Source organism: Streptomyces sp. NPDC026377 (assembly GCF_055567715.1).
In genome coordinates this window covers 24,075-48,039 of sequence record NZ_JBVHPV010000025.1, presented here as the reverse complement: position 1 = coordinate 48,039, position 23,965 = coordinate 24,075, and the positions used below count along the sequence as shown (strand labels likewise).

The 23,965-nt window shown below is 72.0% G+C and carries 22 protein-coding genes and 1 pseudogene; 11 read left to right on the top strand and 12 right to left on the bottom strand.

The genetic code is table 11. The features are described 5' to 3' along the window. Positions 1-160: 160 nt before the first annotated feature. Positions 161-802 (bottom strand): response regulator transcription factor, encoded by a 642-nt coding sequence (locus ACZ4MU_RS32760; RefSeq protein WP_365112787.1) that lies wholly within the window; start codon positions 800-802, stop codon positions 161-163. Beyond that, positions 795-1,940, bottom strand: a complete 1,146-nt coding sequence (locus ACZ4MU_RS32755; protein WP_467883174.1) for a GAF domain-containing sensor histidine kinase — start codon at positions 1,938-1,940, stop codon at positions 795-797. The genes ACZ4MU_RS32760 and ACZ4MU_RS32755 overlap by 8 nt, the downstream gene beginning before the upstream one ends. Before the next feature lie 228 nt (positions 1,941-2,168). Between ACZ4MU_RS32755 and ACZ4MU_RS32750 the strand changes: the two genes are divergently transcribed. The 3 genes from ACZ4MU_RS32750 (at position 2,169) to ACZ4MU_RS32740 (ending at position 4,954) form a co-directional block, all read left to right on the top strand. Further along, positions 2,169-2,867 (top strand): SDR family NAD(P)-dependent oxidoreductase, encoded by a 699-nt coding sequence (locus ACZ4MU_RS32750; protein WP_467883173.1) that lies wholly within the window; start codon positions 2,169-2,171, stop codon positions 2,865-2,867. Between the two features lie 55 nt (positions 2,868-2,922). Next, on the top strand, positions 2,923-4,008 hold the full coding sequence (locus tag ACZ4MU_RS32745) for an S-adenosylmethionine:tRNA ribosyltransferase-isomerase (RefSeq protein ID WP_467883172.1): 1,086 nt from the start codon (positions 2,923-2,925) through the stop codon (positions 4,006-4,008). Between the two features lie 268 nt (positions 4,009-4,276). Then, on the top strand, positions 4,277-4,954 hold the full coding sequence (locus tag ACZ4MU_RS32740; RefSeq protein WP_467883171.1) for a transglycosylase SLT domain-containing protein: 678 nt from the start codon (positions 4,277-4,279) through the stop codon (positions 4,952-4,954). Between the two features lie 85 nt (positions 4,955-5,039). Here ACZ4MU_RS32740 and ACZ4MU_RS32735 read toward each other — a convergent pair whose 3' ends face one another. Next, positions 5,040-7,649: an ABC transporter ATP-binding protein/permease gene (locus ACZ4MU_RS32735; protein WP_467883170.1), complete on the bottom strand. Its 2,610-nt coding sequence runs from the start codon at positions 7,647-7,649 to the stop codon at positions 5,040-5,042. 215 nt (positions 7,650-7,864) lie between these two features. Between ACZ4MU_RS32735 and ACZ4MU_RS32730 the strand changes: the two genes are divergently transcribed. Both ACZ4MU_RS32730 and serB read left to right on the top strand, forming a co-directional pair. After that, positions 7,865-9,466 carry a streptophobe family protein gene (locus tag ACZ4MU_RS32730; protein WP_467883169.1) on the top strand — a complete coding sequence of 534 codons (1,602 nt, stop codon included), beginning with the start codon at positions 7,865-7,867 and terminating at the stop codon, positions 9,464-9,466. 588 nt (positions 9,467-10,054) lie between these two features. Beyond that, positions 10,055-11,371, top strand: coding sequence for a phosphoserine phosphatase SerB (serB, locus tag ACZ4MU_RS32725; RefSeq protein ID WP_467883168.1), 1,317 nt, complete (start codon positions 10,055-10,057; stop codon positions 11,369-11,371). Between the two features lie 155 nt (positions 11,372-11,526). Here serB and ACZ4MU_RS32720 read toward each other — a convergent pair whose 3' ends face one another. The 4 genes from ACZ4MU_RS32720 to ACZ4MU_RS32705 form a co-directional block, all read right to left on the bottom strand. Next, positions 11,527-12,045 (bottom strand): SixA phosphatase family protein, encoded by a 519-nt coding sequence (locus tag ACZ4MU_RS32720; RefSeq protein ID WP_467883167.1) that lies wholly within the window; start codon positions 12,043-12,045, stop codon positions 11,527-11,529. 77 nt (positions 12,046-12,122) lie between these two features. Continuing rightward, positions 12,123-12,329, bottom strand: a complete 207-nt coding sequence (locus ACZ4MU_RS32715; protein ID WP_467883166.1) for a hypothetical protein — start codon at positions 12,327-12,329, stop codon at positions 12,123-12,125. A 198-nt stretch (positions 12,330-12,527) separates the two neighbouring features. Beyond that, positions 12,528-12,644, bottom strand: coding sequence for an SGM_5486 family transporter-associated protein (locus ACZ4MU_RS32710; protein WP_467883165.1), 117 nt, complete (start codon positions 12,642-12,644; stop codon positions 12,528-12,530). 4 nt (positions 12,645-12,648) lie between these two features. Next, positions 12,649-13,947: a CynX/NimT family MFS transporter gene (locus tag ACZ4MU_RS32705; RefSeq protein WP_467883164.1), complete on the bottom strand. Its 1,299-nt coding sequence runs from the start codon at positions 13,945-13,947 to the stop codon at positions 12,649-12,651. 112 nt (positions 13,948-14,059) lie between these two features. Between ACZ4MU_RS32705 and ACZ4MU_RS32700 the strand changes: the two genes are divergently transcribed. Continuing rightward, a complete protein-coding gene (locus ACZ4MU_RS32700; RefSeq protein ID WP_467883163.1) occupies positions 14,060-14,734 on the top strand; it encodes a FadR/GntR family transcriptional regulator in 675 nt (224 codons plus the stop codon). A 107-nt stretch (positions 14,735-14,841) separates the two neighbouring features. Here ACZ4MU_RS32700 and ACZ4MU_RS32695 read toward each other — a convergent pair. The 3 genes and pseudogenes from ACZ4MU_RS32695 to fabG form a co-directional block, all read right to left on the bottom strand. After that, positions 14,842-15,192: pseudogene (locus ACZ4MU_RS32695) on the bottom strand (hypothetical protein); the annotation flags it as partial. A 144-nt stretch (positions 15,193-15,336) separates the two neighbouring features. Continuing rightward, positions 15,337-16,104 carry an enoyl-ACP reductase FabI gene (fabI, locus tag ACZ4MU_RS32690; RefSeq protein WP_361389433.1) on the bottom strand — a complete coding sequence of 256 codons (768 nt, stop codon included), beginning with the start codon at positions 16,102-16,104 and terminating at the stop codon, positions 15,337-15,339. A 4-nt stretch (positions 16,105-16,108) separates the two neighbouring features. After that, on the bottom strand, positions 16,109-16,825 hold the full coding sequence (fabG, locus tag ACZ4MU_RS32685; RefSeq protein ID WP_467883162.1) for a 3-oxoacyl-[acyl-carrier-protein] reductase: 717 nt from the start codon (positions 16,823-16,825) through the stop codon (positions 16,109-16,111). A 185-nt stretch (positions 16,826-17,010) separates the two neighbouring features. Here fabG and ACZ4MU_RS32680 point away from each other — a divergent pair, with 185 nt between their 5' ends. The 3 genes from ACZ4MU_RS32680 (at position 17,011) to tyrS (ending at position 21,355) form a co-directional block, all read left to right on the top strand. Next, positions 17,011-18,543: a TldD/PmbA family protein gene (locus ACZ4MU_RS32680; protein ID WP_467883161.1), complete on the top strand. Its 1,533-nt coding sequence runs from the start codon at positions 17,011-17,013 to the stop codon at positions 18,541-18,543. A 91-nt stretch (positions 18,544-18,634) separates the two neighbouring features. Next, positions 18,635-20,032 carry a metallopeptidase TldD-related protein gene (locus ACZ4MU_RS32675; RefSeq protein ID WP_467883160.1) on the top strand — a complete coding sequence of 466 codons (1,398 nt, stop codon included), beginning with the start codon at positions 18,635-18,637 and terminating at the stop codon, positions 20,030-20,032. 54 nt (positions 20,033-20,086) lie between these two features. Continuing rightward, positions 20,087-21,355: a tyrosine--tRNA ligase gene (gene tyrS, locus ACZ4MU_RS32670; protein ID WP_467883159.1), complete on the top strand. Its 1,269-nt coding sequence runs from the start codon at positions 20,087-20,089 to the stop codon at positions 21,353-21,355. Between the two features lie 196 nt (positions 21,356-21,551). On the opposite strand, the gene ACZ4MU_RS32665 is transcribed toward tyrS, so the two are convergent. After that, positions 21,552-21,827, bottom strand: a complete 276-nt coding sequence (locus ACZ4MU_RS32665) for a GlsB/YeaQ/YmgE family stress response membrane protein (RefSeq protein ID WP_358831960.1) — start codon at positions 21,825-21,827, stop codon at positions 21,552-21,554. A 242-nt stretch (positions 21,828-22,069) separates the two neighbouring features. On the opposite strand from ACZ4MU_RS32665, the gene ACZ4MU_RS32660 reads away from it, so the two are divergent. Together ACZ4MU_RS32660 and ACZ4MU_RS32655 are read left to right on the top strand one after the other, a co-directional pair. Next, entirely contained in the window at positions 22,070-22,444 is a 375-nt protein-coding gene (locus tag ACZ4MU_RS32660; RefSeq protein ID WP_467883186.1) for a DUF3099 domain-containing protein, read from the top strand. Between the two features lie 208 nt (positions 22,445-22,652). Next, positions 22,653-22,871 carry a hypothetical protein gene (locus tag ACZ4MU_RS32655; protein ID WP_467883185.1) on the top strand — a complete coding sequence of 73 codons (219 nt, stop codon included), beginning with the start codon at positions 22,653-22,655 and terminating at the stop codon, positions 22,869-22,871. On the opposite strand, the gene moaA is transcribed toward ACZ4MU_RS32655, so the two are convergent. Beyond that, positions 22,854-23,843, bottom strand: a complete 990-nt coding sequence (moaA, locus tag ACZ4MU_RS32650) for a GTP 3',8-cyclase MoaA (RefSeq protein ID WP_467883158.1) — start codon at positions 23,841-23,843, stop codon at positions 22,854-22,856. The genes ACZ4MU_RS32655 and moaA overlap by 18 nt on opposite strands. Positions 23,844-23,965: the final 122 nt, after the last annotated feature.

The following is a 23,965-nucleotide window of genomic DNA, read 5'->3' as shown; positions in this document are numbered from 1 at the left end:
GTCTCGCCGCGGCGGTCCGCCGCAGCACGCCCTGGAGAACGCTCATCGGCCGCCGGGGATGCGCCGTGTGGGTGACATCCACCCGACGGTATGAATCTCTCACCGGACCGTGACGATCCGTATTTACTTATGGGTGGTTGTCGGTCTGTCGGTTCGTCCGTCAGTCGGTCAGGCCGTGGCGGACCGCCCACAGCGCCGCCTGGGTCCGGTCCGCCAGGTCCAGCTTCATGAGGATGTTGGACACGTGTGTCTTGACCGTCTTCTCGGAGAGGACCAGCGCCCGGGCGATCTCCCGGTTGGAGCGGCCGTCCGCGATGAGTCCGAGGACCTCCCGCTCGCGTTCGGTGAGCGAGGTGCCCCGGCCCTGGCCGCCGCCCGCGTCGTCCTGGGACAGCAGCGCGCCCGCGACCTCCGGCTGGAGGAGCACGTGCCCGGCGTGCACCGAGCGGATCGCGCCGGCCAGCGCCTCCGGGTCGACGTCCTTGTACACATAGCCCGCCGCCCCCGCCCGCAGCGCGGGCACCACCGTGCGCTGCTCGGTGAAGCTGGTGACGATGAGCACCTTCGCCGGGTTGGCCAGCGCGCGCAGCTTGCGCAGCGCCTCGATGCCGTCCATGCCGGGCATCTTCACGTCCATCAGGACGACGTCCGGCTTCAGCTCCTCGGCCCGGGCGACCCCCTCGGCACCGTCGGCGGCCTCGCCGACGACCTCTATGTCGTCCTGGATCTCCAGGAACGTCCGCAGGCCGCGGCGGACCACCTGGTGGTCGTCGACCAGCAGGACTCTGATGCTGTCAGCCACCTGGCACCTCCATCTCGATCGTGGCGCCCTGCCCGGGCGCCGATTTCACGAAGAGCCGTCCCCCCACGCCACCGGCCCGGTGCCGCATCGACACCAGGCCCAGGTGCCGTCCGGCGCGGCGGACCGCCCGGGGTTCGAAGCCGCGGCCGTCGTCGACGATCCGCAGGGCGGCGCCCTGGCCGCGCCGTACGAGGACGACCGAGACGTGCTCGGCGCCGGAGTGGCGCAGGGCGTTGTGCAGGGCCTCCTGGGCGACGCGCAGCAGCGCCTCCTCCTGGGCGGGCGGCAGCGCCCGCACCCCGCAGTTCTCGAAGGTGACCTCGGCGCTGTGGGCGCGGTCGAGGACCTGGATCTGGGTGCGGAGGGTGTTGACGAGGCCGTCCTCCTCCAGGGCGGCCGGGCGCAGCTCGACGACGGCCGCGCGCAGTTCGTCGGCGGCCTCGGCGGCGAGCGCGGCGACCTGCTGGAGCTCGTCCTTGGCGCGCGCGGGGTCGCGGTCGACCAGCGCGGTCGCGGCCTGGGCGGTCAGCCGGAGCGAGAAGAGCTTCTGGCTGACAGCGTCGTGCAGCTCGTGGGCGAGGCGGGTGCGCTCCTCGGTGATGGTGAGCTCGCGGCTCCGCTCGTAGAGCCGGGCGTTGGTCAGGGCGATCGCCGCGTGCTGGGCGAGGATGCCGAGCAGTTCGGCGTCGTCCTCGGTGAAGCCGCAGCCGCCCTCGGGCTTGGGGCAGCGCTTGTTGGCGAGGAAGAGGGTGCCCAGCGTCTCGTCGCCGTCGCGGATCGGCACGCCCAGGAAGTCGGACATGTCGGGGTGGGCCGCGGGCCAGCCGCCGAAGCGGGGGTCCTTGCGGACGTCGGCGATCCGCTCCGGCTTCTTGTCCTTGAGCATCGCCGCGAGGATGCCGTGCTGGCGCGGCAGGGGGCCGATCGCCTTCCACTGCTCGTCGCTGACGCCGTCGACGACGAACTGCGCGAAGCCGCCGTGGTCGTCGGGGACCCCGAGAGCCGCGTACTCCGCGTCGAGCAGGTCGCGGGCCGAGGCGACGATCGTCTTGAGGACGTCGCGCACCTCCAGATGCCTGCTCATCGCGAGGAGTGCGGTGCTCACGGCGGCGAGGCCGGAGCTCGGTCGGTGGCTCATGGGATCACCGTACCCGCGGGGTGTGACGGTCCGTATCCGCCTGTGGACGGCACCGGGCCGGGCCCTGGGGACTAGGTCGAAGTGCCTTGGGCGGCTGGGGCGTACGGCTGAGGCGCGGGGGGCGTACGGGGAGTGACGCTGGGGCTGTCGGCGGACCGGGGTCCGTACGGCCGACGCGTACCGCCGACGGACGACAGCGCGCAGCGGACTGCGAGGGGACGGAAGACCATGCCGGTAGCGATCATCACGGGGGCTTCGAAGGGTCTGGGGCGGGCGCTCGCGCGGGCGCTGGCCGCACGCGGCTGGGACCTCGTCCTGGACGCGAGGACCGCGTCCGTACTGAAGGAGACGGCCGGGGAGCTGGCGGGCCCCGAAACGAGGGTAGTGGCGCTCGCCGGGGACGTGAGGGACGCCGGACACCGCCGGGAGCTGGTGGCGGCCGCCGGTGAGCTGGGCGGACTCGATCTGCTCGTGCACAACGCGAGCGCGCTGGGGGCCGAGCCGCTGGTGCCGCTGGAGCGGCAGAGCCTGGAGGGTTTCCGGGCGGCCCTGGAGACGAATGTGGTGGCGGCGCTCGGTCTGGTCCAGGAGTCGCTGGGCCCGCTGCGGCGCTCGTCGGCGGGCGCGGTGCTGGTGGTCAGCTCGGACGCGGCGGCGGAGGCGTACGCGACCTGGGGCGGTTACGGGGCGTCCAAGGCGGCGCTCGACCAGCTGGCGGCCGTGCTCGCGGTGGAGGAGCCGGGTCTGCGGGTGTGGGCGGTCGACCCGGGTGACATGCGCACCGATCTGTACCGGGCGGCCGTGCCCGGCGACGAGGAGGGGCGGCCGGAGCCGGAGACGGTGGTGCCGGGCTTCCTGAGTCTGATCGAGCGCCGGCCGGCGAGCGGGCGGTACGCGGCGCCCGCGCTCGTGGAGGTGGCCCGGTGAGCCGCCCGGTGAACCGTTCCGCCGCCGGGACGCGCGCCCCTGCCCGGGGGACGCGATGACGGCGGACCTCGGGATCCGGGTGCCGCCGGAGCTGATGGCGTCGGTGCCCGCCGAGGTGCGCGGCTCGGGGCGGGACGACGTGCGGCTGCTGGTGTCGCGCGGCACCGAGGTCTCCCATCACGCGTTCCGGGAGTTGGCCGGGCAGCTGCGCGCCGGGGACGTCCTGGCGGTGAACACCTCGGCGACGATGGCGGCGGCCGTGGACGGCACGGTGGACGGCGAGCGGGTGGTGGCGCACTTCTCGACGCTGGGCCCGGACGGGCGCTGGTCGGTCGAGCTGCGTACCCCGGAGCCCTCGGGCAGCACCCGGCGGCGTACCGGTACGCGCGCGTGGACGACGGTGGCGCTGCCCGGCGGGCGGCGCCTGACCCTGGAGGAGCCGTTGAGCGGGGGCGGGGACCGGTTGTGGTGGGCCCGGGCGGAGGGCGGGGACGTACCGGGACTGCTGGCACGGTACGGGCGGCCCATCCGGTACGCGTACACCGCGGGCGACCAGCCGCTCTCCGCCTACCAGACGGTCTTCGCGCTGGCGTCGGCGGACGGGGTGGGCTCGGCGGAGATGCCGAGCGCGGCGCGGCCCTTCACGGTGGAGCTGGTCGCGGAGCTGGTGCGGCGCGGGGTGCAGTTCGCGCTGATCACCCTGCATACGGGGGTGGCCTCGTCCGAGGCGCACGAGCCGCCGTATCCGGAGCGCTTCGAGGTGCCGTTGTCCACGGCCCGGCTGGTGAACGCCGCGCGCGCGGGAGGCGGCCGGGTCGTGGCGGTGGGGACGACGGCTGTACGGGCGCTGGAGTCGGCCGCCGGGGTGGACGGGATCGTCCGGGCCGCGTCGGGGTGGACGGATCTGGTGGTGACGCCCGCGCGCGGGGTACGCGTGGTGGACGGGCTGCTGACCGGGCTGCACGAGCCGGAGGCCTCCCATCTGCTGATGCTGGAGGCGGTCGCGGGGCGGGCGGCGATCGGCGCCGCGTACACCGAGGCGCTGAGCGGGCTCTACCTCTGGCACGAGTTCGGCGACGTCCACCTCATCCTTCCGGACGAGCACCATTACACACTGAATTGCTCGTGCAACGCACGGTGAAAGTGTTACCGGGCCGATGTGAGCCCGCGCATAGGACGCACATCACTTACGAAGCGGCTTAGTGGAGAGATAAAGCCCCTGTGAGCGGGGTGAGCAGGGGCGGGAGGCGCTTTTTCCCCGCCCCTGATCCACTATGCCGCTTCGTACGTCACACCTTTGCCACGGGATTTTGCGGCCGCTAACAATGGCTCCCGTCGCACAGCGCTGCGGCTCACCGCCGCGGCGCTTTCGTGTGCCGTCCCCGTCGTTCGGAAGAGGTCCCACCACCATGCCCGAGTCCCGCAACCCTGGTCACAGTCGTCTGAACAAGACGCACAAGATCTCGATTGCCGGTGTCGCCGCCCTCGGCGCCGCCGCGCTCGCCATCTCGGTCCTGCCGGGCAGTGGCGAGTCGGGAACCGCCGTGGCCGCCGAGCCCGTCGCCTTCTCCGTGACCGCCGCCGTCACCAACGCGAAGGCCGTCGAGGCGAACATCGCCAAGCAGCACGTCACCGCGGTCAAGCAGGCCAAGGTGCAGGCCAAGGCCAAGGCCGAGGCCGACGCGAAGGCCAAGGCCGAGGCCGCGGCGAAGAAGCGCGCGGCCCAGGCCGCCGCGAGCCGCGCCGCCGCCCGCAAGCCGGTCTACGCCAACAACCTGGACGGCTGGATCCGCCAGTCCCTGGACATCATGAAGGCCAAGGGCATCCCGGGTTCGTACAACGGTCTGTACCGCAACATCATGCGGGAGTCGACCGGCAACCCGAACGCCATCAACGGCTGGGACATCAACGCGATCAACGGTGTCCCGTCGAAGGGTCTGCTCCAGGTCATCCAGCCGACCTTCAACGCGTACCACGTGGCCGGCACGTCGTGGAACATCTACGACCCGGTCGCCAACATCACGGCCGCCGCCAACTACGCGGCCGACAAGTACGGCTCCATGGACAACGTCAACGGCGCCTACTGACCGACGCCCGCCGAACGGCGCCGACGGCACACGAAAGGGCGGCACCCCGTACGGGGTGCCGCCCTTCGGCGTGTGGCGGGGTCCGCTACTTGCGCATGACCTCGGGCTCGTGGCGGCGCAGCAGGCGCGCGACCGCGAAACCGCACAGGACGCCCAGGGCGATCAGCACGGTGATGTTGATCCCCCACTGGCTCGCCGAGTGCTCCCACAGCGGGTCCAGGTCGTTGGGCTTGTTCTGGTCCCACGGCGGCATCAGGTGCGCGAGGTCCAGCGTGGAGCCGGCGCCCGCGATCGCCCAGCGCGAGGGCATCAGCCAGGCGAACTGCTCCAGGCCGATGGAGCCGTAGACCTTGAAGAGGATGCCGGTGAAGACGACCTGCACGATCGCGAACATGACCAGCAGCGGCATGGTCTTCTCCGCGGTCTTCACCAGCGAGGAGATCACCAGGCCGAACATCATCGAGGTGAAGCCGAGGGCGATGACCACCAGGCAGATCTCGGCGGCCGGCGGCATGATCAGGCCCTCCTTCGGGAGGTCCCGGGTGGAGAAGCCGATGCCGCAGATGATGACGCCCTGGATCGCGGTGATCACGCCGAGGACGATGACCTTGGACATCAGATAGGCCGAGCGGGAGAGGCCGGTGGCCCGTTCCCGTTCGTAGATGACCCGTTCCTTGATCAGTTCTCGTACGGAGTTGGCCGCGCCCGAGAAGCACATGCCGACCGCGAGGATCAGCATGATCGTGCCGGCGTCGCCGTTGAACTTGCTGGAGCTGTCGGGCGGGGCCAGACCGAATTTCGCCGGGATGACCACGCTGACCGCGCCGAGGACGGCGGGCAGGATCACCATCAGGCCGAGGAAGCCCTTGTCGGAGGCGATGACCGAGGAGTACCGCCGGATCAGCGTCCAGAGCTGGGCTCCCCAGCTCTGCGGCTTGGGCGGGCGCATCTGGTTCGGCGCCGGCATCTGGACGGACTGGGCGGCGACGGCGTCGATGTCCGCGGCGTACATCTGGTAGTGCTGCGAGCCCTTCCAGCGGCCCGCCCAGTCGTAGTCGCGGTAGTTCTCGAAGGCGGAGAAGACATCCGCCCAGGTGCCGTAGCCGAAGAAGTTCAGGGCCTCCTCGGGCGGACCGAAGTACGCCACCGAGCCGCCCGGCGCCATCACCAGGAGCTTGTCGCAGATCGCCAGCTCGGCCACCGAGTGGGTGACGACGAGGACCGTGCGGCCGTCGTCGGCGAGCCCGCGCAGCAGCTGCATGACGTCGCGGTCCATGCCCGGGTCGAGGCCGGAGGTCGGCTCGTCCAGGAAGATCAGCGACGGCTTGGTCAGCAGCTCCAGGGCGACCGAGACGCGCTTGCGCTGGCCACCGGAGAGGGAGGTGACCTTCTTCTCCTTGTGGATGTCCAGCTTGAGCTCGCGCAGCACCTCGTCGATGCGCTGCTCGCGCTCGGACTCGGTGGTGTCGGCGGGGAAGCGCAGCTTGGCCGCGTACTTCAGCGCCTTCTTGACGGTCAGCTCCTTGTGCAGGATGTCGTCCTGCGGGACCAGACCGATGCGCTGGCGCAGCTCGGCGAACTGCTTGTACAGGTTCCGGTTGTCGTAGAGGACGTCGCCCTGGTTGGCGGGCCGGTAGCCGGTGAGCGCCTTGAGCAGGGTGGACTTGCCGGAGCCGGAGGGGCCGATGACGGCGATGAGGGACTTCTCCGGGACGCCGAAGGAGACGTCCTTGAGGATCTGCTTGCCGCCGTCGACCGTCACGGTGAGGTGGCGGGCCGAGAAGGAGACGTCACCGGTGTCGACGAACTCTTCCAGGCGGTCGCCGACGATCCGGAAGGTGGAGTGGCCGACACCCACGATGTCGTTCGGGCCGAGCAGCGCGGAGCCGCCCTTGGCGATCGGCTGGCCGTTGACGTACGTGCCGTTGTGCGAGCCGAGGTCGCGGATCTCCATGCGCCCGTCGGGCGTCGAGTGGAACTCGGCGTGGTTGCGCGAGACCTGGAGGTCGGAGACGACCAGCTCGTTCTCCAGCGCACGGCCGATGCGCATCACCCGGCCGAGGGAGAACTGGTGGAACGTGGTGGGGCTGCGGTCGCCGTAGGCGGCCTGCGCGCCCGCCGGGCCGCCGGGACCCTGCGGGGGGACCTGGGCGTGCGGGGGCTGGGCATGCGGAGCCTGGGCGTGCGGCGCCTGCTGCGGGACCGGCTGCTGCCAGGCCTGCTGGGGCGCCTGCTGCGGAACCTGCTGGTGCGGGACCGGCTGCTGGGGCTGCTGCGGGGCCCAGCCGGCGCCGCCGTGCTGCGGCTGCTGCGGCGGAGCCTGCTGCGGGGCCTGCTGGGCGGCGGCCGGCGCGCTGTACGCGGCGGCTCCGGCCGGGGCGGCGGCACCGGCACCGGCGGTGAGATTCAGCCGCGGGCCGTCCGTCGCGTTGCCCAGGTGCACCGAGGAGCCCGGGCCGATTTCCATCTGGTGGATCCGCTGACCCTGCACATAGGTGCCGTTGGTGCTGCCGTGGTCCTCGATGACCCAACTCCGGCCGCCCCAGCTGATCGTGGCGTGCCGCCAGGAGACCCTGGCGTCGTCGATCACCATGTCTCCCTGCGGATCACGTCCGAGGGTGTACGACCGGGACGCGTCGAGCGTCCAGGTCCTGCCATTCAATTCCAGTACGAGTTCCGGCACTCCATGCCCCACTTGTTGTCCCCCGAGCAATCCCCCGATATGAGGAGTCTAGGGATGGCGAACATCGTGGGGAACTATTTCAGGCCCGGGCTCGTATCCGAAACCCGCCCCTTGTGAATAACGTGCACAGACCTGTCGCAGTCCGGCAACAGACGTGTACGCGCGCGCCGTTGACTCAGCTGAAACGCGCCCGGACAGTAGTAAGCACCCATGACTGCGTACGGATCATGAGTGAACGGGACAAGTGGGACGAAACCCGGGGGGGCCTGGTGACCATGGGCGACAGGAGCGGGGAGAAGGGCTCCGGGGGGCTCGGGGCTCCGGGTGCGCGTGAGTCGCGGGGGGCGCCGCGATCCGTCCCCTGGGGCGATGTCCTGCTGGCCTCCGTCGCCTCGGTCAGCTGGGCGCTGGCCGGGATGGCCGGGGCCGCGGCCCTCGGACTGCATCTGCTCGGCGCCGACGCGGCCGGGTCGCTCGGGCCCATGACGGCGGCCGTGGTGGTGCTCGGGGCGGGCGGCACCGTGACCCCGTCGGGCGATGTCTCGGCCTTCGGCCTGACGGGCGCGCAGGCGACGACGGCCGTCGAGATCACGCCACTGGGGGTGTCGCTCGCGGGCGCGCTGCTCCTCGCCTTCTTCTTCCTGCGCTCGCTGCGGGCGGCGGGCGCGGTACTGCCCGCAGCGGAGCTCGCGGCGCGGGCGGGCGGGGTCGTGGTGCTGTTCGTCGGGGTGGTGGCGGGGCTCGCCTGGGCCGGGCACGACCTGGTCACCATCGACGGGAGCTCGCTCGGTCTCGACACGGGCGGGTCGCCGGGCTCCGGGAAGGTCTCGATCCCCGGGCTCGGCGACCTCGGGGACCTCGGAGGCATCGGGGGGCTGCTGCCGGACCGGCTGGGCAGGCTCGCCGACGCCAAGGCGCAGGTCGGCTTCACCGTGAACACGGCGGACTCGCTGGTGGGCGCGGTGTTCTGGGTGCTCGGTGTGGTGCTGGTCGCCCTGCTCGCCTCACGGCGCTCGCCGCTGCCGCGCGGCTGGGAGTGGCTGCACCGGGTGGTGCGGCCCGCCGCGTCGGCGCTGGTGGCGGTGGCCCTGGTCGCGGTGGCGGCGGGGCTCGCGGCGGCGGCGTACGCGATGGTGGGCGACGACCGTCCCGGGCGCATCGCGGGCGCCGCGCTGCTGGGCACGCCGAACGGGGTGTGGCTGGCGTTCCCGCTGGGCCTGCTCGTCCCGTGGAACGGGCATGCCACGGGGGCGCTGGCGAAGGTGCTGCCGGACCCGCTGGACAAGCTGCTCGCCTTCGAGAGCGACCGGCGCGTGAGCGTGGGGCGGCTGGCCGAGCTGGACGGGCGCGTCTGGTTGCTGGCGGTCGCGATGGGGGTGGTGATGGTGTACGCGGGGGTGCTCGCGGCGGCGCGTACGCCGGTGCGGGGGCGTTCCGCGGGGGCGTTCGCGGGGTGGTGCGCGGTGTCCCTTGGCGCGGTGACCGCCGTGGCGCTGCCGTTGATGGTGTGGCTGACGGGGGTGTCGGCGGACGCGTCGCTGTCCGTGCTGGGGTTCGACGCGTTCGGGGCGGGGGTGGAGCTGCACGGGAGTGCGGGGATGGCGGTGGTCCTCGGGGCGGGGTGGGGGGCGCTGGCCGGGGGGATGGGGGCGCTGCTGGCGTACGGCGTGGGGGCGGCCGGGCGGCGGGCGGTCGCGTGGGGGGTGCCTGCGGGGCCGTCGCCGGAGGAGGCGTATGGGCGGGGTGGGCCGTACGCGCCTTCGCCGGTGTATCGGCCGGGGCGGGATGAGGTGAATCCGTATCTGCGGGACGAGTGGGGTTCGGGGTGAGTTGCCCTTCCAGCCCGATTCCCGCAGGGGCTGCGCCCCGGGCCCCATTGACGTGCGGGTCGTGGTGGGCCGGGCGCGCAGTTCCCGGCGCCCCCAGGGGGTTGCGGGCCACCCGGCACCCCAGGACCGCGAGCACCCCACGCCCCCACAGCCCGACAACTGCGCCCCCGCAGGGGCGCGGGGAACTGCGCGAGCAACCCACCACCGGTCCGCAGACAAAGGCCGGGCCAAAAGGGGCGCGGGGAACTGCGCGACCAGCCCCCACCGCCCCGCAGACGAACCACCAGGCCGTCCCCCCGCAGGGGCGCGGGGAACTGCGCGAGCAACCCACCACCGGTCCGCAGACAAACACCGGGCCAAAAGGGGCGCGGGGAACTGCGCGGCCCGCACCCGCCGCCCCGCGGACGGGACAGCCGGCCGCCCGCCCGAGGGCTTCAGGGAAGGGGCGGGGTGGGGGAAAATCAACCCAGCGTGACCGGCACATTGCGTACCGCCGCCATCCCCCCTCCCCCCCCCGGGCGAACAACCTGTCCGGTGGGCGGGACACCGCACCGGGGCCGGTCGGCGGGCCTATACGGTGGAAGCACCATGAGCGCTTCTCAGCCCCCCCGCCCCGCTGGTCGGACCCCGGACACCGGCCTCCCGGACACCGGCCTCTCGGACACGGCCCTCCCGGACACCGCCCTCCCGGGTGCGGACACCCCGGGCGCGGACACCCCGACCCTGCTCGTCAAGATCTTCGGGAAGGACCGGCCGGGGATCACCGCCGGACTCTTCGACACCCTGGCCGCCTACGCCGTCGACGTCGTCGACATCGAGCAGGTCGTCACCCGTGGCCGTATCGTCCTGTGCGCGCTCGTCACCGCGCCGACCGTGAGCACGGAGGGCGAGCTGCGGGCCACCGTGCACAGCTGGGCGGAGTCGCTGCGGCTCCAGGCCGAGATCATCTCCGGTACCGGCGACAACCGGCCGCGCGGTAGCGGGCGCTCGCACGTCACCGTGCTCGGGCACCCGCTCACCGCCGAGTCCACGGCGGCCATAGCGGCCCGGATCACCTCCACCGGCGGCAACATCGACCGTATCTTCCGGCTCGCCAAGTACCCCGTCACCGCCGTCGAGTTCGCCGTCTCGGGCACCGCGACCGGGCCCCTGCGCACCGCGCTGGCGACGGAGGCCGCGGCCCTCGGTGTGGATGTCGCCGTCGTCTCGGCGGGGCTGCACCGGCGCGCCCGGCGGCTGGTCGTCATGGACGTGGACTCCACGCTCATTCAGGACGAGGTCATCGAGCTCTTCGCCGCGCACGCCGGCTGCGAGGACAAGGTCGCCGAGGTCACCGCGCAGGCGATGCGGGGCGAACTCGACTTCGAGCAGTCGCTGCACGCGCGCGTGGCGCTGCTCGCGGGGCTGGACGAGTCGGTCGTGGACAAGGTCCGCGCCGAGGTGCGGCTCACCCCGGGCGCCCGCACCCTGATCCGTACGCTCAAGCGCCTCGGCTACCAAGTCGGCGTCGTCTCCGGCGGGTTCACCCAGGTCACCGACGATCTGCGGGAGCGGCTCGGGCTCGACTTCGCCTCCGCCAACACCCTGGAGATCGTCGACGGCAAACTCACCGGACGCGTCACCGGCGCCGTGGTGGACCGGGCGGGCAAGGCGCGGCTGCTGCGCGAGTTCGCCGAAGAGGCGGGCGTCCCGCTCGACCAGACCGTGGCGATCGGCGACGGCGCCAACGACCTGGACATGCTCAACGCGGCCGGTCTCGGTGTCGCCTTCAACGCCAAGCCGGTGGTCCGGCGGGCCGCCCACACCGCCGTGAACGTGCCGTTCCTGGACACCGTGCTCTACCTCCTCGGCATCACTCGCGAAGAGGTAGAGGCCGCCGACGGCCCGGCGAACCTGCCCCACTGACCGCGCGGGGCAACAGAGGCCCCGCAGGGCAGCAGAGGCCGCGCGGGAGATCAGGATCCGCGCGGCAGAACAGGCGACGCCGAAACAAGGAGCCCCGGCGCGGAGAACCGCCGCCGGGGCCCACCGGGCCCGCCGGGGCCCGTCTCACGTACACCTCACGCGTGCGGCGCCCAGAAGTCCGTCAGCCTGCCCACGCCGTGCTCCACCGTCTTCCACGAGCCGGTGAACTCCACAACGGCGAACGCCGCGGTCGGGAAGCCGCTGCGGTTCATCCGCGTCAGGACCTCCCCCTCGGCCTCCCCCGCCAGCGCGTCCGCCAGGGCGTGCATCCCGGGGTTGTGGCCGACCAGGAGGAGGTTGGCGACGTCGTCCGGCGTCTCGTTCAGGAGGGCGAGCAGCTCGCCCGGGGACGCCTCGTACAGCCGCTCCTCGTACACGGTCCTGGGGCGGTGCGGCAGCTCCTGCACGGCCAGCTTCCAGGTCTCGCGGGTACGGACCGCGGTCGAGCAGAGGGTCAGGTCCAGGGTGATGCCGGTCTCGGCGAGCCTGCGCCCGGCGACCGGGGCGTCCGTGCGGCCGCGGTCGGCGAGCGGCCGGTCGTGGTCGGACACCTGGGGCCAGTCGGCTTTCGCGTGCCGGAGGAGGACGATCCTGCGGGGTGTGTCGACGCTCATGTCCACCAGCTTCGCACGGATCACGCCACCGGGCGCAGGGTCCCGGGGCGCTCTCGCACCAGGGTTGACAAGGGTGTTCAGCGGGACAGCGTGTGCTGGACGCGGTCCACGAGGTGGCTGATGGCAGAGTTGCCCCCGGCGGCCTCGGCGTCGTGCGAACCCGTGATGAGCACGAGCAGGGCAACGAAGGCGACGGTGGGCAGGACGACGCCCCACCAGGGGAGCCGGAAGTCGGCGCGGCCGGTGGCCGTCGGGGTGGACCGGGTGTGCGTACGGGCCGACATGGCCGCCTCCGTAAATCCGTAAAGGTGAAGTACGTGGTCTCGCTGACGTACGTCGAACCTACGGAAGAAGGCGCCCGGGGCCCATCGGGTGACCCACCCACTTGCCCCGGGGCTTTTCCCCCTAGGGGGCAGGGGGGCCAGCACCACCATGGGGCCGTCGGCGCAGGTCACCAGGCGCGGGTCAGGGGCGCGGGTCAGTCAGGGGGAGGCGATCGTCGCGATGACGGCGATGACCACCGTGATCGCCAGCATCGCGCCGAGCACGAGGAGGAGCTTCTTCTGACCGTTCTGGGGGTTCGGGTCGAGCACAGGCATGCGCTCAGTCTCGCATCCCCGCCTCGTCCTCCACCGTCCGGTCCCGCCCGGCGAGCGAACCCACCACGATCTGCGGCACCATCAGGCCCGCCATCAGCGCGATCGGCAGGCCCCAGCCGCCACTGCTGTCGTAGAGGGCGCCGACCAGGGTGGGTCCGGGGATGGAGATGAGGTAGCCGGTGGACTGGGCGAAGGCGGAGAGGCGGACCACGCCGGTACCGGTCCGGGTGCGCATGCCGATCATGGTGAGGGCGAGCGGGAAGGCGCAGTTGGAGACGCCGAGCAGCAGCGCCCAGGCCCAGGCCCCGGCGGCCGGGGCGAAGTAGAGGCCCGCGTAGCCGGCGAGCCCGCAGGCGCCGAGGAAGGCGACGATCGGGCCCTGGTTGCGCATCCGGGTGGCGACGCGCGGGATGACGAACGCGAGCGGCACGCCCATCACCATGGTCACCGCGAGCAGCACGCCCGCGGTCCCGGCGGAGACCCCGGCGTCCCGGAAGATCTGCGGCATCCATCCCATCGTGATGTACGCGGCGGTGGCCTGGAGGCCGAAGAAGCAGGCGAGCGCCCAGGCGGTACGGCTGCGGGTGATCCTGAAGGCGGGCCCCTCGGCCTCCTCGTGGGCGGCCGGGGACCCTCCGGAGGGCCGGCCGGAGCGGTCGCGCGCGAGCAGCAGCCACGGCAGCACGGCGACGGCGGCGAGCAGCGCCCAGACACTCAGACCGGCGCGCCAGCTGCCGCCGAGGCCGTCGGTGACGGGGACGGTGGCGGCGGCGGCCAGGGCGGTGCCGAGTGCGAGGGCCATCGAGTACAGGCCGGTCATGGAGCCGACGCGGTCCGGGAAGTACCGCTTGACGATCACCGGCATCAGGACGTTGCTGACGGCGATGCCCATCAGGGCGAGGGCGCTGGCCGCGAGGAAGCCCGGGGTGCCGCCCGCGAACGGGCGCAGCAGCAGACCCGCGGCGATGGCCGCCATGCCCGCGCAGACGATCACGGCGGGGCCGAAGCGGCGGGCCAGGCGCGGCGCGGTGATGCCGAAGACGGCGAAGCAGAGCGGCGGTACGGAGGTGAGGACACCGGCGACGCTGCCGCTCATGTGCAGTCCGTCGCGCACCTCCTCGAAGAGCGCGCCGAGGCTGGTGATGGCCGGGCGCAGGTTGAGCGCGGCCAGGACGAGACCGACGAGGACGAGCCGGGTGGTCCAGGCCCGGCCGCCCGTACGGGTGACGGTGGGGGTTTCGAGGGAGGCGGGGGGTGTGGTGCCCGGCGCGGGGCTCAGGGTGCGGGTCTCGTCGTCGGCCATGAGTCCATCATAGAATCATGGGATGATTGGTTGTCCACTCGCCAGGGCGGCCGCGAGATGATGGCCGCGACGCCGGCCCGCGCACGGGCCGGCCCCGAACCCAAGGAGCGGCATGGCGCTGAGCTCTCCCCGGCGGTCCGCCCTCGCCGACCAGGTGATCGCGCAACTGCGCAACCAGATCACCTCGGGCGAGTGGCCGGTGGGCGCGCGCATCCCCACCGAGCCCGAGCTGGTCGAGCAGCTGGGGGTGGCGCGCAACACGGTCCGTGAGGCGGTCCGGGCGCTCGCGCACAACGGACTGCTCGACATCCGCCAGGGCTCCGGCACGTATGTGGTCGCGACGAGCGAGCTGGCGGGTGTGATGCACCGGCGGTTCGCGGACGCCGACCCCCGCCATGTGGCCGAACTGCGCTCCACGCTGGAGTCGTCGGCGGCGCGGCTGGCGGCGCGGCGGCGCACCCCACGGGATCTGGCCCAGCTGGAGGCGCTTCTCGCCCGGCGCGAGGAGGCGTGGGAGTCGGGTGACGCGGAGGCGTTCGTGGCCGCCGACGCCACCCTGCACCTGGCGATCGTCGCGGCCTCCCACAACGACGTCCTCACCGAGCTCTACGCGGACCTCGGCGATCTCGTGCGCGACTGGCTCCGCGACGACGTGGGGCGCGAGCTGCGCCCGGAGAACCACATGGACCACTCCCGCCTCGTCGAGGCGATCCGGTCGGGCGACGCGGAGTCCGCCGCGGCGGAGGCGGCGGGGTACGCGTTCGTCTGCCTGAGCGAGCGCATCTGAGGGCGTACGGCTCCGCGCTACTCGGGGGAGGTGGCCGGCGCCTCGCCGTGTACGGGCTCCGGCGCCGCGGGGGTGCTCGGCGTCCCGCCACGCGGGGGCTCCGGCTTCTCATGCGTGACCCACACCGCCCGTACTTCCTTCCAGCACCGGTCGGTGAGCCGTACGGTCTGGGCCGGGCCCACCTCCACCGGGGCCGCGTCGGCGTCGACGTCCCACCAGCGCGCGCACTCGGTGTGCAGCCGTACCCGGTCGGTGTCGGGGTACGGGTTGTGGCAGTACGCGATCACATGCGAGCCCCGCACCAGGGTGTAGCAGTCGGCCCCGAAGGGCTCGATGGGCGCGGGCGGGGCGGGCTCGTCCGAGGTGGCGGCCCGTACGACCGAAGGGGCCGCGAGGGCGGCGAGGGCGGTGAACAGCAGCGCCGCGAGGGCGACGGCGCGCCGCTGGGCCGTACGCAGGGGCCGCAACCGCCCCACCTCCTCCCCGGCTGACTGCCCGACATGTCCGCTTCGATCAGTCTGCGGGGAGTTGGCCCGACACGCACGACGGCCGCCCCCCGTCCGCGCGGAGCGGACGGAGGACGGCCGTGGCGAGGGGGAGGCTCAGGCGCCCATCATGTGCACGCCGCCGTCGACGTGGACGATCTCGCCCGTCGTCTTCGGGAACCAGTCCGAGAGCAGGGCCACGATGGCGCGGCCGGCCGGCTCCGGGTCGGACATGTCCCACTCCAGCGGGGAGCGGGTGTTCCACACGTCCGCCAGGTCCGAGAAGCCCGGGATGGACTTCGCGGCCATGGAGCCGATCGGGCCCGCCGAGACCAGGTTGCAGCGGATGCCCTCCTTGCCCAGGTCGCGGGCGAGGTAGCGGGAGGTCGCCTCCAGGGCCGCCTTCGCCGGGCCCATCCAGTCGTACTGCGGCCAGGCGAACTGCGCGTCGAAGGTCATACCGACGACCGCGGCGCCGGAGCTCATCAGCGGGCGGCAGGCCATGGTCAGCGACTTCAGCGAGAACGCCGAGACGTGCATCGCGGTCGCGACCGACTCGAAGGGGGTGTTCAGGAAGTTGCCGCCGAGGGCGTCCTGCGGAGCGAAGCCGATGGAGTGGACGATGCCGTCCAGGCTGCCGAGCTCGTCCTTGACCAGGCCCGCGAGCCGGTCCAGGTGCTCCTGGTTGGTCACGTCGAGCTCGATGACCTTGGCGGGCTTCGGAAGCTTCCTGGCGATGCGCTCGGTCAGCGTCGGGCGCGGGAAGGCCGTCAGGATGACCTCGGCGCCCTGCTCCTGGGCCAGCTTCGCGGCGTGGAAGGCGATGGAGGACTCCATCAGCACCCCCGTGATGAGGATGCGCTTGCCGTCGAGAATTCCGCTCATGTGATCAGTGACCCATGCCCAATCCGCCGTCAACCGGGATGACGGCACCAGTGATGTACGAGGCGTCGTCCGAGGCGAGGAAGCGGACCGCGGCGGCGATCTCCTCGGGCTGCGCGTAGCGGCCCAGCGGTACCCCGGCGAGGATCGAGGTGCGCTGCTCGTCGGTGAGCACCTTGGTCATGTCGGTGTCGACAAAACCGGGTGCGACGACGTTGAACGTGATGTTGCGGGAGCCCAGCTCGCGCGCGAGGGAGCGGGCGAACCCGACGAGACCGGCCTTGGAGGCCGCGTAGTTGGCCTGGCCGGGCGAACCCATCAGACCGACGACGGACGAGATCAGGACGACCCGGCCCTTCTTGGCGCGCAGCATGCCGCGGTTGGCGCGCTTGACGACCCGGAAGGTGCCGGTGAGGTTGGTGTCCAGGACCGAGGTGAAGTCCTCCTCGGACATCCGCATCAGCAGCTGGTCCTTGGTGACCCCGGCGTTGGCGACGAGCACCTCGACGGGCCCGTGGGCCTCCTCGATCTGCTTGTAGGCCTGCTCCACCTGCTCGGCGTCGGTGATGTCGCACTTGACGGCGAGGAACCCCTCCTGCTGGAGGGCGTCCGGCTCTCCGGAGCGGTAGGTGATCGCGACCTTGTCGCCCAGGGAGGCGAAAGCGCGGGCGATGGCGAGGCCGATGCCCCGGTTTCCTCCGGTGACGAGAACCGAGCGGCTCAACGGATCACCCTTTCGATAGCGGTTTCGTACTTCCGCAAACTATCGGTACCGGCAGGTGTACGGGGAATCGACCTGTGACAGTGGCGTACGGAAAGCGCTGTGGGGTCCCTACAGAAAGGGATAGGCAGGCCGCCCCGAACCACGACATGATCGGGTCGACCGGTCTCACACGACAGGAGACGACTGTGCCCTCAGGGACCCATCCCCTCGACGAAGCCTTCACGGCGCTGCCGCTGCGGGCCCTCGCCGACGCCGCGCTGGCGCGGGCCCGCGCGCTCGGCGCCGACCACGCCGACTTCCGCCTGGAGCGGGTGCGCAGCGCCGCCTGGCGGCTGCGCGACGCCCGGCCCGCCGGGTCGTCCGACACCACGGACCTCGGGTACGCGGTCCGGGTCGTGCACGGCGGCGCCTGGGGCTTCGCCTCGGGGGTCGACCTCACCATGGACGCCGCCGCCAAGGTCGCCTCGCAGGCGGTCGCGATGGCGAAGCTGTCCGCGCGGGTGATCGCGGCCGCGGGGTCCGACGAGCGCGTGGAGCTGGCGGACGAGCCGGTGCACTCGGAGAAGACCTGGGTCTCGGCGTACGAGGTCGACCCCTTCTCCGTACCGGACGAGGAGAAGAGCGCCCTGCTCGCCGACTGGAGCGAGCGGCTGCTGCGGGCGGACGGGGTGGCGCACGTGGACGCCTCGCTCCTCACCGTCCACGAGAACAAGTTCTACGCGGACACCGCGGGCACGGTCACCACGCAGCAGCGGGTGCGGCTGCACCCGCAGCTCACCGCGGTCGCCGTGGACGACAAGAGCGGCGAGTTCGACTCGATGCGCACGCTCGCGCCGCCGGCGGGGCGCGGCTGGGAGTACCTCACGGGCACCGGCTGGGACTGGGACGCGGAGCTGGAGCAGATCCCGGCGCTGCTCGCCGAGAAGATGCGGGCGCCGAGCGTGGAGGCGGGCAGCTACGACCTGGTGGTGGACCCGTCGAACCTGTGGCTGACCATCCACGAGTCGATCGGCCACGCCACCGAGCTGGACCGGGCGCTGGGCTACGAGGCGGCGTACGCGGGCACCTCCTTCGCCACCTTCGACCAGCTGGGCAAGCTGGCGTACGGCTCCTCGGTCATGAACGTGACCGGTGACCGCACCGCCGAGCACGGGCTCGCGACCGTCGGGTACGACGACGAGGGCGTCGAGGCGCAGTCCTGGGACCTGGTGAAGGACGGCACGCTGGTCGGCTACCAGCTGGACCGCCGCATCGCGAAGCTGACGGGCCTGGGCCGCTCCAACGGCTGTGCCTTCGCGGACTCCCCCGGGCATGTGCCGGTCCAGCGCATGGCCAACGTCTCGCTCCAGCCGGACCCCGGCGGGCTCTCCACCGAGGACCTGATCGGCGGGGTGGAGCGCGGCATCTACGTGGTCGGCGACCGTTCCTGGTCGATCGACATGCAGCGCTACAACTTCCAGTTCACCGGGCAGCGGTTCTTCCGCATCGAGAACGGCAGGCTGGCCGGCCAGCTGCGGGACGTGGCCTACCAGGCGACGACCACGGACTTCTGGGGCTCGATGGAGAAGGTGGGCGGCCCGCAGACGTACGTCCTGGGCGGCGCCTTCAACTGCGGCAAGGCCCAGCCGGGCCAGGTGGCGGCGGTCTCCCACGGCTGCCCGTCGGCCCTCTTCCGAGGCGTGAACATCCTCAATACGACGCAGGAGGCCGGGCGATGACTCTTCGGACGCACCGAAGGGCCCCCGGCTGGGGGTCCGGGGGTCACTCCCCGGGAAGGCACAGTCTCAATACGACGCAGGAGGCCGGGCGATGAGCTCCCGTACGACCGTCAAGCCGCACGAGATCGTCGAGCGGGCGCTCGCGCTGTCGACCGCCGACGGGTGCGTCGTCATCGCCGACGAGCACTCCTCCGCCAATCTGCGCTGGGCCGGCAACGCGCTCACCACCAACGGCGTCACCCGCGGGCGCACCCTCACCGTCATCGCGACCGTCGACGGGGCCGAGGGCACGGCCTCGGGCGTGGTGTCGCGGTCCGCGGTGACCGCCGACGACCTGGAGCCGCTGGTGCGGGCGGCGGAGGCGGCGGCACGCGGCGCCGGGGCCGCCGAGGACGCCCGGCCGCTGGTCGAGGGCGTACCGGTGTCCGCCGACTTCACCGACGCGCCCGCCGAGACCTCCTCGGCCGTCTTCACGGACTTCGCCCCCGCCCTCGGCGAGGCCTTCGCGCGGGCCCGCTCGGGCGGGCGCGAGCTGTACGGTTTCGCCCACCACGAGATGACCTCCTCCTATCTGGGCACCTCCACGGGCCTGCGGCTGCGCCACGACCAGCCCACCGGCACCCTGGAGCTCAACGCCAAGTCGCCGGACCGGGCGCGCTCCGCCTGGGCCGGGCGCTCCACGCGGGACTTCAAGGACGTCGACCCGGGCGCCCTCGACGAGGAGCTCGCGGTCCGGCTCGGCTGGGCCCAGCGCCGTATCGACCTGCCCGCGGGACGCTACGAGACGCTGCTGCCGCCCACCGCCGTGGCCGACCTGCTGATCTACCAGATGTGGTCGTCGAACGCGCGGGACGCCACCGAGGGCCGGACCGTGTTCTCCAAGCCCGGCGGCGGTACCCGGCTCGGCGAGAAGCTGGCCCGGCTGCCGCTGACGCTGCGCAGCGACCCGAACGAGCCGGGCCTGGAGTGCGCGCCGTTCCAGCTGGCGCACTCCTCGGGCGACGACGCCTCCGTCTTCGACAACGGCCTGCCGCTCTCCCCCACCGACTGGATGCGGGAGGGGAAGCTGGAGCGGCTGATCACCACCCGGCACAGCGCGGCCCTCACCCGGCTGCCCGTCACGCCCTCGATCGGGAACCTGATCCTGGACGGCGGCGGCGAGCGCTCGCTGGAGGAGATGGTCGCGGCCACGGAGCGGGGCCTGCTGCTGACCTGCCTCTGGTACATCCGCGAGGTGGACCCGGCGACGCTGCTGCTCACCGGGCTGACCCGGGACGGCGTCTACCTGGTCGAGAACGGCGAGGTGGTCGGCGAGGTCAACAACTTCCGGTTCAACGAGTCGCCGGTGGACCTGCTGTCGCGGGCCACCGAGGCCGGGCGCACCGAGAAGACCCTGCCGAGGGAGTGGAGCGACTGGTTCACCCGGGCCGCGATGCCCGCCCTGCGGGTGCCGGACTTCAACATGAGCTCGGTCAGCCAGGGGGTCTGACCCCCATACACTGGCTGTTGCACTTCCCTACACAGACCTAGGAGACGTACCACCGTGACGGACATCGTCGATGAGCTGCAGTGGCGCGGGCTGATCGCCCTCTCCACTGACGAGGACGCACTGCGCAAGGCGTTCGCGGACGGTCCCGTCACGTTCTATTGCGGCTTCGACCCGACCGCCCCCAGCCTGCACCTGGGCAACCTGGTGCAGATTCTGACCATGCGCCGGATCCAGCAGGCGGGCAACCGCCCGCTGGGTCTGGTCGGCGGGGCGACCGGTCTGATCGGTGACCCCAAGCCGAACTCGGAGCGCACGCTGAACGCGCCCGAGGTCGTCGCGGGCTGGGTGGAGCGGCTGCGCGGCCAGATCGAGCGGTTCCTCGACTTCGAGGGCCCGCACGCCGCGACCATGGTCAACAACCTCGACTGGACGTCGGGTCTGTCGGCCATCGACTTCCTGCGGGACGTCGGCAAGTACTTCCGGGTCAACAAGATGATCGCCAAGGAGGCGGTCGCGCGCCGGCTGAACTCCGACGCGGGCATCAGCTACACCGAGTTCAGCTACCAGATCCTCCAGGGCATGGACTTCCTGGAGCTGTACCGGCGCCACGGCTGCGTGCTCCAGACCGGCGGCAGCGACCAGTGGGGCAACCTCACCGCGGGCACCGACCTGATCCACCGGGTCGCCCCGGAGGCCGAGGTGCACGCGCTGGCCACCCCGCTGATCACCAAGGCCGACGGCACCAAGTTCGGCAAGACGGAGTCCGGCACGGTGTGGCTGGACCCCGAGCGCACCACGCCGTACGCGTTCTACCAGTTCTGGCTGAACGCGGACGACCGCGACGTCTCCAAGTTCCTGCGGATCTTCAGCTTCAAGTCCCGCGAGGAGATCGAGGAGCTGGAGCGGCTCACCGAGGAGCGCCCGCAGGCACGTGCCGCGCAGCGCGCGCTCGCCGAGGAGCTGACGACGCTGGTGCACGGCGCCGACCAGTGCGCGGCGGTCGTCGCCGCGTCGAAGGCGCTGTTCGGCCAGGGCGAGCTCGCGGAGCTGGACGCCTCGACGCTGGCCGCCGCCCTGTCCGAGCTGCCGCACGCCGAGGTGGCCGAGCTCGGCCCGGTGGTGGACCTGTTCGCCGAGGTGGAGCTGGTGGCGAGCAAGTCGGCGGCCCGGCGCACGGTGAAGGAGGGCGGCGCCTACGTGAACAACGCGAAGGTGACGTCCGAGGACGCGGTGGTCACCGCCGACGACCTGCTGCACGGTCGCTGGCTGGTGCTGCGCCGGGGCAAGAAGAACCTGGCCGCGATCGAGGTCAAGGGCGCCTGATCTGCGCGTCCGGTCTGCACGTCCGGTCTGCGCGTCCGGCTTGCACGCACGAAACCCCGCGCGTGTGACCTGCGCGTAGGGCCCGCGCGCGTGACCTGCGCGTATGGGCCGCGCGCGTGACTCGAAAAGGTACGCGAGGGGCGGTTCCGTTACGGGACCGCCCCCGCGCCGTATCCGTCGGGGCCCGCCGCGCTGGTCAGGCCCGCTGCCTGTTGCCCCGCATCGCCATGTAGAGCATGTCGCCCAGGGCGACGATGACGACCGCCGCGGCGATCTGCAGGCCGTGCCGGCCCCAGTCGATGCCCTTGGTCTCCGCGATGCCGATCGCCCGCGCGATCGAGTTGCCGACCACACCGCCGATGATGCCGAAGATCGTGGTCAGCCAGAGGGGACTGTGCTGCTTGCCGGGGAGGATCGCCTTCGCGATCAGACCCAGCACGAACCCGACGATGATCGCCCACAACCAGCCCATCGCTGCCTCCTCTTTCCGCTCGGCGCGAGCACTCAGCCGAGCACTGCGCCCTACATGAGCAGTCGCAGCCAGTGTTGACCCATCCGCCATACGGCGCATGTCGGACTCGTCCGTACGCCGTACGGATCGACTCCCTCACGCAAGCCGGACCGCCCCCGGTCTCGAACCCGGCGGATCCCGGGCGTACCGTGTGAACAGTCCGGTCCGGGGAGAGTCCGGTGTGGAGTCGGGTGGTGGAGCAGATGCGGAAGCGGAACGGAGCCGAGGTCTTCCGGATCACCGGGGCCCGGCAGGGTCTGGCGGAAGACGTGCGGGGGCGGCAGCGCCGCTATGTGATCTCGATGTCCGTCCGTACGGTGTCGGTGGTGCTGACGGCGGTGCTGTGGAACATCGAACGCCCTGTCGCGATCGTGACCCTCGTCCTGGGAGCCCTGCTCCCTTATGTGGCTGTGGTGATCGCCAACGCGGGGCGGGAGAACGCCCCTTCGCTGCCGTCGACGTTCGTGCCATCGCCCGCGCGGCCGATGCTCGGAGCCGCCCCGGTGGGCGGTCCGGCGGAACCCGCGCAGGGTCCCGGCGGCCCTGACCACGAACCGTGGTCACGCGAGCAGACCTGATCCGTCACCGTCCGCAAAGCTCAAGAAAAGCTCAGATCAATCATGAAGTTACGGTGCACCACAGCGGGTCCCCCGTGACATACTGCGTAGGCGCTCCGCATCCCCCGTCGGAGCGACGGACCGACGCCGGGCAGCTCCCCCCGTGGCTGCTCGGCGTCGCCATGTCACCCCCATGTTCATGGCGCAGAATGTACCCGTGAGTGACGAGATCGCCGACGAGGCGCCCGTGTGTTCCGCCAAGGGCTGCCGCACCGCGGCCATATGGGTCCTGGCCTGGAACAACCCGAAGATCCACACGCCGGAGCGGCGCAAGACCTGGCTCGCGTGCGACGAACACCGCGAGCACCTCTCCCAGTTCCTGGGTGTGCGGGGATTCCTCAAGGGCGTGGTGGCCCTCAGCGAGTGGGAGTCAGCCGCCGATCGCTGACATCGGGCGGTCGGGCTGGAGGAACGCCGGGTCGTCCAGACCGGATCCGGCCTTCTTTCCCCACATCGCCAGCCGCCACAGCCGGGCGATCTCCTCGTCCGGCGCCCCCGAGCGCAGCGCGCCCCGCAGGTCCGACTCCTCGCGCGCGAAGAGACAGGTGCGCACCTGGCCGTCGGCGGTGAGCCGGGTCCGGTCGCAGGCCGCGCAGAAGGGGCGGGTGACGGAGGCGATGACGCCGACCCGGTGCGGTCCGCCGTCCACCACCCAGCGCTCGGCGGGCGCGGAGCCGCGCTCGTCGTCGCCCTCGGGGGTGAGCGTGAACCTCGTACGCAGCGAGGCCAGGATGTCACCCGCGGTGATCATGCCGTCGCGCTTCCAGCCGTGCTGGGCGTCGAGCGGCATCTGCTCGATGAACCGCAGCTCGTAGTCGTTCTCCACGGCCCAGGCCAGCAGGTCGGGGGCCTCGTCGTCGTTGAGCCCGGGCATCAGGACCGCGTTGACCTTGACCGGGGTGAGGCCGGCGGCGCGGGCGGCCTCCATGCCGTCGATGACGTCCTTGTGCCGGTCGCGGCGGGTGAGGGTCTTGAAGACCTCGGGGCGCAGGGTGTCCAGGGAGACGTTGACCCGGTCCAGGCCCGCCGCCTTCAGCGCGGCGGCGGTGCGCTTCAGGCCGATGCCGTTGGTGGTGATCGACATCCTGGGGCGGGGCTCCAGGGCCGCGCAGCGCTCCACGATGCCCACCAGGCCCGGCCGCAGCAGCGGCTCGCCGCCGGTGAAGCGGACCTCGGTGACGCCGAGGCCGGTCACGGCGATGCGGATGAGGCGGACGATCTCGTCGTCGGTGAGCAGGTCCGGCTTGGCCAGCCACTGCAGGCCCTCTTCCGGCATGCAGTACGTACACCGCAGATTGCAGCGGTCCGTGAGCGAGACACGCAGGTCAGTGGCCACACGGCCGTATGTGTCGATGAGCACTGTGGGCCCCCTCCCCCGGTTACCGGTTGATGTATACAGCCGAGCCTACGTGAGAGGACCGACAACGGCGGGGGCCGTTTGACACGAGGTGCGGCGCGGCCGCGTCGTAGGACCCTACGACG

What these genes read in the sequence shown, in the direction of transcription:
- ACZ4MU_RS32730 (WP_467883169.1), top strand. Translation starts at nt 7,865, where the DNA reads ATGAGTGAACGGGACAAGTGGGACGAAACCCGGGGGGGCCTGGTGACC.
- fabI (WP_361389433.1), bottom strand. Translation starts at nt 16,104, where the DNA reads ATGAGCGGAATTCTCGACGGCAAGCGCATCCTCATCACGGGGGTGCTG.
- ACZ4MU_RS32740 (WP_467883171.1), top strand. Translation starts at nt 4,277, where the DNA reads ATGCCCGAGTCCCGCAACCCTGGTCACAGTCGTCTGAACAAGACGCAC.
- ACZ4MU_RS32660 (WP_467883186.1), top strand. Translation starts at nt 22,070, where the DNA reads ATGCGGAAGCGGAACGGAGCCGAGGTCTTCCGGATCACCGGGGCCCGG.
- ACZ4MU_RS32745 (WP_467883172.1), top strand. Translation starts at nt 2,923, where the DNA reads ATGACGGCGGACCTCGGGATCCGGGTGCCGCCGGAGCTGATGGCGTCG.
- ACZ4MU_RS32705 (WP_467883164.1), bottom strand. Translation starts at nt 13,947, where the DNA reads ATGGCCGACGACGAGACCCGCACCCTGAGCCCCGCGCCGGGCACCACA.
- ACZ4MU_RS32710 (WP_467883165.1), bottom strand. Translation starts at nt 12,644, where the DNA reads ATGCCTGTGCTCGACCCGAACCCCCAGAACGGTCAGAAGAAGCTCCTC.
- ACZ4MU_RS32715 (WP_467883166.1), bottom strand. Translation starts at nt 12,329, where the DNA reads ATGTCGGCCCGTACGCACACCCGGTCCACCCCGACGGCCACCGGCCGC.
- ACZ4MU_RS32675 (WP_467883160.1), top strand. Translation starts at nt 18,635, where the DNA reads ATGAGCTCCCGTACGACCGTCAAGCCGCACGAGATCGTCGAGCGGGCG.
- ACZ4MU_RS32700 (WP_467883163.1), top strand. Translation starts at nt 14,060, where the DNA reads ATGGCGCTGAGCTCTCCCCGGCGGTCCGCCCTCGCCGACCAGGTGATC.
- ACZ4MU_RS32755 (WP_467883174.1), bottom strand. Translation starts at nt 1,940, where the DNA reads ATGAGCCACCGACCGAGCTCCGGCCTCGCCGCCGTGAGCACCGCACTC.
- serB (WP_467883168.1), top strand. Translation starts at nt 10,055, where the DNA reads ATGAGCGCTTCTCAGCCCCCCCGCCCCGCTGGTCGGACCCCGGACACC.
- ACZ4MU_RS32750 (WP_467883173.1), top strand. Translation starts at nt 2,169, where the DNA reads ATGCCGGTAGCGATCATCACGGGGGCTTCGAAGGGTCTGGGGCGGGCG.
- ACZ4MU_RS32720 (WP_467883167.1), bottom strand. Translation starts at nt 12,045, where the DNA reads ATGAGCGTCGACACACCCCGCAGGATCGTCCTCCTCCGGCACGCGAAA.
- ACZ4MU_RS32665 (WP_358831960.1), bottom strand. Translation starts at nt 21,827, where the DNA reads ATGGGCTGGTTGTGGGCGATCATCGTCGGGTTCGTGCTGGGTCTGATC.